This is a genomic window from Bacillus sp. JJ864, from assembly GCF_036963045.1.
In the GTDB taxonomy this organism is placed as follows: domain Bacteria; phylum Bacillota; class Bacilli; order Bacillales; family Bacillaceae_G; genus Bacillus_A; species Bacillus_A pseudomycoides_C.
Map to the genome: position 1 here is coordinate 1 of NZ_JBALLY010000022.1, position 5,507 is coordinate 5,507.

Here is a 5,507-nt window from a genome sequence, read left to right on the forward strand (position 1 = left end):
TTTTAGGTGGGCGAGAGCGAGTGCAGAATCCTTTTTTCTGCATAGCAGCAATCTATATGTCGAAAAGTCAAAATGGCTTTATATATTACTTTTAAGGAAATTTCCGATAATGAGATTTATGTAAAAAATTGAAATAAAACTTTTAAAAGAAGAAAAGTAGAAAAAACTCCTGGTTAAACAGGAGTTTTTTCTATGTCTAGATTAATAGAGATATATTTAGAATCTTTTATCCTGAAAATGTAGTGAAAAGTAGATATGCGTTTAAAATAGCGATAACAATTGCAATAAACCAAGCGATCACTTTGGTCCAAAGTGAGTTTGTAAATTCACCCATTTTCTTTTTGTCACTAGTAAACATAACAAGTGGAATAACTGCAAAGGAAAGTTGAAGAGATAGGATAACCTGGCTTAATACTAAAAGATCCGTAGTTCCTTTTTCTCCGTATATTAGCGTAATAATGACTGCAGGTATAATTGCAATTAAACGCGTAATTAAGCGACGGATCCATGGGCGTAAACGAATATTTAAAAATCCTTCCATTACAATTTGCCCAGCTAACGTACCTGTTAGCGTAGAATTTTGTCCCGAGGCTAATAAAGCAACGGCGAATAATACGCTCGCAACGCCACTTCCAAGAATCGGATTTAACAATTGATAGGCATCTTGAATTTCGGCCACTTCGGTATGCCCTGTTTGATGAAAAGCAGACGCAGCTAATATTAAAATTGATGCATTAACAAATAAAGCCAACATTAATGCGATTGTAGAGTCAATCGTTGAAAACTTAATCGCTTCTCGCTTTCCTTTAGGTGTACCTTCATAATTTCTCGTTTGCACGATAGAAGAATGTAAATATAAATTATGCGGCATAACCGTAGCTCCTAAAATTCCAAGTGCGATAAACAGCATTTGTGGATTTTGAATTATCTCTTTACTTGGAATAAAGCCTTTTGCAATCTCATTTAACTGTGGATGTGACATAAAAAGTTCGACACAAAAACAAACAGAAATCGTTGCAATTAAACTAATAACAATCACTTCAATATAACGAAATCCTTTATTTTGCAATAAAAGTATTAATAAGATATCAAATGAAGTAATGCATACTCCCCATACAAGAGGAACATGAAATAAAAGGTTTAATGCAATAGCGGCACCTATGACTTCCGCTAAATCACAAGCTGCAATAGCTAATTCACATAATATCCATAAAACGAATGACACAGGTTTACTAAAATGATCACGGCATGCTTGTGCTAGGTCTCTTCCTGTTACAATCCCTAACTTTGCAGATAGTGCCTGCAAAATAATAGCCATAAAGTTAGAAATCAAAATGACAGATAGTAACGTATAGTTATAAGCAGACCCTCCAGCTAACGATGTAGCCCAGTTTCCAGGATCCATGTATCCAACTGCAACGAGATAACCAGGTCCCATAAATGCAAGGAGCTTTCGAAGTGAATTTCCTTTCTTCGGGACCCTCATACTTTTGTACACTTCACGTAAACTAGGATCGCTGTTCTGTTGCCGCCAGCCTTCCTGGTGTGATACAGCAACCGCACTTTTTCCTTTGACTGTTTCTAATTCATCCATAACATATCCTCTCCCGTTTAATTTGGTTTATTTAAAGCGAAAAGAAAGATAATATAATATTTTTTATTTTTAAAACCTAAAATATGGTTTGTTTTTTCTTTGGTCAAAAAAACGGCATTACGCTTTAAAAATTTACCTAGACCAACTTTTTTAGTCTGGTTTAAAAATATGATGTGTGATTAAATTTTATGCAAAAGGGAGAAAATAGGTGAGCATAAATATGTTTATTTCTGTCATGAAATATATGTACTTGTTAACAGACAACATTTATCCCGTAAAAGCCCGATTGGGCGGGCTTTCCATCAGAGGTGGAAGAAGAAATGCCTTCACTGATGGTTAGTTTCACTTTATTTTGAGAAGGCGCATGATTCTGAATAGAATTTGAACTGGAATTATTAGTATGACGGATAGACTTAAATCTGTTGATAATATTTTAATGCTCTTGTAAAATTATACTAGTTTCTATTTATGCAAACGTTTTCGTAGATTTGGAGATTTTAACTTGTAATCTACAATTTTTCTATATTTTATGAGAGGCAGGTGTAAAAAGAATGATGGAATTTATTTGATTACTATAATACTTCAGTAGTATAACGGCTAATATTCGGAAAAGGGGAAGTAGGAGATTTATAAATGATTGAAGTAAAGAATGTTACGAAGAGTTATAAGATTTTAGAGCGGAAGCCAGGTTTAATGGGCGCAATAAAAGCTTTAATAAAACGTAAGTATTATGATAAGCAGGCGGTAAAACCAATTTCTTTTTCTGTTGAAAAAGGGGAAATGGTTGGGTATATCGGATTCAACGGTGCTGGAAAGTCAACCACTATTAAAATGCTGTGTGGAATTTTAACTCCAGATACTGGTGAAATTAAGGTGAATGGAATTATTCCGTACAAAAATAGACAGGAGAATGCGAAAAATATTGGAGCTGTTTTTGGACAACGTACACAACTTGCCTGGGATATTCCGGTGCGGGAGTCTTTTGAACTATTAAAACATGTTTATGAGATTCCAAAAACAAAATATCAGGAAATGTTGCATTTATTTGAAGATGTACTGGATCTTGGGGATTTAATGCCATTACCTGTTCGCCAGCTATCACTCGGACAAAAAATGCGTTGTGAGTTGGCTGCTGCCTTTCTTCATCAACCTTCTGTTGTGTTCCTAGATGAACCTACAATTGGTCTAGATATTGATGTAAAGGCGAAAATACGTAGTTTTATTAAAGAAATGAATAAGAAATTGAACGCAACAGTTGTATTAACTACACATGATATGCAGGATATAGAAGAGCTTTGTGAGCGGATTATTATTATTGATAAAGGGACTATTATTTATGATGGTGAATTACAAAATCTTAAAGATCGTTTTTCATATAATCGTATCCTATCTTTAGAATTAGAAGAACAAACAATACTTGAGATTCCCGTATCATTACAAAATGACATAGCGATACAAAAGAGTGAAATAGAAAATACATCTTACGTAGAGCTAAGTTTTCATACAAAAAATGTTTCATCGGAATTTGTACTGTCAGAACTGGCAAGGCACAATAAGATACTAGATTTAACGATTTCAAATCCGAAATTGGAGACGATTATTAAAGATCTTTATCAGCACGGAGGTGAGGAATCCCTTGAGGAAATATTGGGAAATGCTTAAAATGCAGATAAAGCTAGATACTTCATATGCAGCGTGGTATTGGGCAGGTACGTTTGCGATTATCGTTAAATTATGTACGTTATATTATTTTTGGAATGCTGTATATGAGAATAAAGAGACTGTTGGAGAACTTTCACTGACGAATATGCTAACGTATATGGTTATTGCTTTGTTATTGGAACAATACGTATCAGGAGTAGGGAACAATTTAGCGAGAATGATTAAACAAGGTGACATAGCGATGGAACTTATGAAGCCCTATCATTTGTTAGATAAACTTGTTGCGATGGATATAGGACAAAAGATTTCTAACTCTATGCGTACAACGTTTCCTATGCTGCTTTTTGCCATCTGGTTTGTAGGGATTCAACTACCACAATCATTAGAGTCTTTTCTATTATTTACGGTAAGTGTAATTTTAGGTGTTTTAATTGGCACTCAGTTAGATCTTATTATTGGTATATTAGCTTTTTGGACTGTTAATATATGGGGACTTCGACTTCTGCGAGAGTCTGTTATTCAATTTTGTTCCGGGGCACTTGTCCCATTAACGCTTTATCCACAATGGTTTCAAGAAATTAGTATGTTTTTACCTTTTCAATCTATGGTCTATATACCTGTTTCTATTTATACAGGTTCAATATCAGGGACACAGGCTTATATGGCAATTGCGACACAATTCATGTGGTTAATTATTATTACAGTACTTGTCAGATTCTTATGGACGTTAGCAATTCGAAAAATCACAATATTTGGGGGGTGAGTGAATTGTTGCAAACTCTTAAACGATACTCATTCTTATACATTGTCTATTTTAAGCAGCACTTGAAAGTTATGATGGAATATAAAGTAGACTTTTTAATAGGAATTTCTTCAGTCTTCATTCAACAATTTGCCGCTATCTTTTTTATAAAAGTAGTATTTGATCACATTGAAACTTTAAAAGGATGGAATTTTTATCAAATTCTCTTAATCTACGGAATTGCTTTTGCAGGAAGGGCAATCCATCATATTTTCTTTGATAATTTATGGACGATTGGATGGCAATACATTCGGACAGGAAATTTAGACCGTTTGCTTATCCGTCCTATTAACCCGTTGTTTCAAATTATAGCGGAGCGTGTTCAGCAAGATGGAATAGGACAACTGATCATAGGGGGAATTGTTCTTTATTATTCCATTAGTAATCTCGATATTGCTATTACACTGGGAAATGTACTGATACTCATCATTATGATCATATCAAGCGGTCTTATCTTTGTTGCATTAAATTTATTTTTTATTACGTTTTCTTTTTGGATGACAGATAGCCTTCCCATTGTATCAGCAGTATTCAATTTAAGTGATTTTTCACGGTATCCGATTACGATTTATAATAAAGTTATCGCATTTATTTTAACGTTCATTATTCCTTATAGTTTTACATCCTTTTATCCAGCGGCTTTTTTCTTCGATAAGGGGTATAAATGGGTTTCATTGTGCACACCACTCGTTGCTATCATACTATGTTTCATTGCTTATCGTTTTTGGAAATTTGGGCTAAGTGCATTTACTAGTACAGGAAGTTAATCTTAAAAAATGTATGTAATGGGAGGGGGATACAGTTGTTAGAGTTAGATGGTATGAATATGACGGCATTAAGAAAATATGCTAGTGAATTTTGTAAAGATAAGAATTGGGAGGGTATCTTCGCGGAAGCTGTACATTTGTACGTAGCAGAGAATAACTCTAAACAGATGTATTTTTCTATATTCTTATTAGGAGAAATTTCGTCATACAATAGGGAAGTTCTTGATTATTTAAGATGTAAGGTTAGTCAAAATAATGATTGGCGGGCGCAAGAGGTGCTAGCTAAAGCGTTTGATACATTTTGTTCTAAAACAGGGTATGAAAATGCCCTTCCAGTTATAAATGAATGGTTGTCGGATAAGAACGCAAATGTAAGAAGAGCTGTTACAGAAGGATTACGCGTATGGACATCAAAACCATTTTTTAAGGAAAATCCTGAAGTAGCAATACAATTACTTTCAAATTTAAAGAATGACCCTAGCGAATATGTAAGGAAGTCAGTTGGAAATGCGATTCGTGATATTTCTAAAAAACATAAAGAGTTAGTTCAGAGGGAATTAAGCAGTTGGGACTGCAAAGAACCATTTATATTATTTACGTATCAAATTGCAAGTCGTCATATGATTTGAGATAAATGCTGTTTGGGTAAGTAGTGATAATTTTTTATATATATATCCTACTT

Annotated in this window: 5 protein-coding genes; 4 read left to right on the forward strand and 1 reads right to left on the reverse strand. The window is 34.0% G+C overall.

Annotated elements, in window-relative coordinates:
* Positions 1–226: 226 nt before the first annotated feature.
* Positions 227–1,594, reverse strand: a complete 1,368-nt coding sequence (locus V7024_RS05215; RefSeq protein WP_335516595.1) for an Nramp family divalent metal transporter — start codon at positions 1,592–1,594, stop codon at positions 227–229.
* 633 nt (positions 1,595–2,227) lie between these two features.
* Here V7024_RS05215 and V7024_RS05220 point away from each other — a divergent pair.
* Genes V7024_RS05220 through V7024_RS05235 form a run of 4 tightly spaced genes read left to right on the forward strand, consistent with a single transcriptional unit; the run spans position 2,228 to position 5,454 of the window.
* Complete coding sequence (locus tag V7024_RS05220; RefSeq protein WP_335516598.1) at positions 2,228–3,256, forward strand: ABC transporter ATP-binding protein; 1,029 nt, start codon at positions 2,228–2,230, stop codon at positions 3,254–3,256.
* Entirely contained in the window at positions 3,249–4,019 is a 771-nt protein-coding gene (locus tag V7024_RS05225; protein WP_335516601.1) for an ABC transporter permease, read from the forward strand. Before V7024_RS05220 ends, V7024_RS05225 begins: the two co-directional genes overlap by 8 nt.
* Before the next feature lie 5 nt (positions 4,020–4,024).
* On the forward strand, positions 4,025–4,825 hold the full coding sequence (locus tag V7024_RS05230) for an ABC transporter permease (protein ID WP_335516603.1): 801 nt from the start codon (positions 4,025–4,027) through the stop codon (positions 4,823–4,825).
* Between the two features lie 35 nt (positions 4,826–4,860).
* Entirely contained in the window at positions 4,861–5,454 is a 594-nt protein-coding gene (locus V7024_RS05235; RefSeq protein ID WP_335516606.1) for a DNA alkylation repair protein, read from the forward strand.
* The last annotated feature ends 53 nt before the right edge of the window (positions 5,455–5,507 follow it).

Coding starts and splice junctions, on each gene's coding strand:
- V7024_RS05225 (WP_335516601.1), top strand. CDS start 3,249: ATGCTTAAAATGCAGATAAAGCTAGATACTTCATATGCAGCGTGGTAT.
- V7024_RS05220 (WP_335516598.1), top strand. CDS start 2,228: ATGATTGAAGTAAAGAATGTTACGAAGAGTTATAAGATTTTAGAGCGG.
- V7024_RS05215 (WP_335516595.1), bottom strand. CDS start 1,594: ATGGATGAATTAGAAACAGTCAAAGGAAAAAGTGCGGTTGCTGTATCA.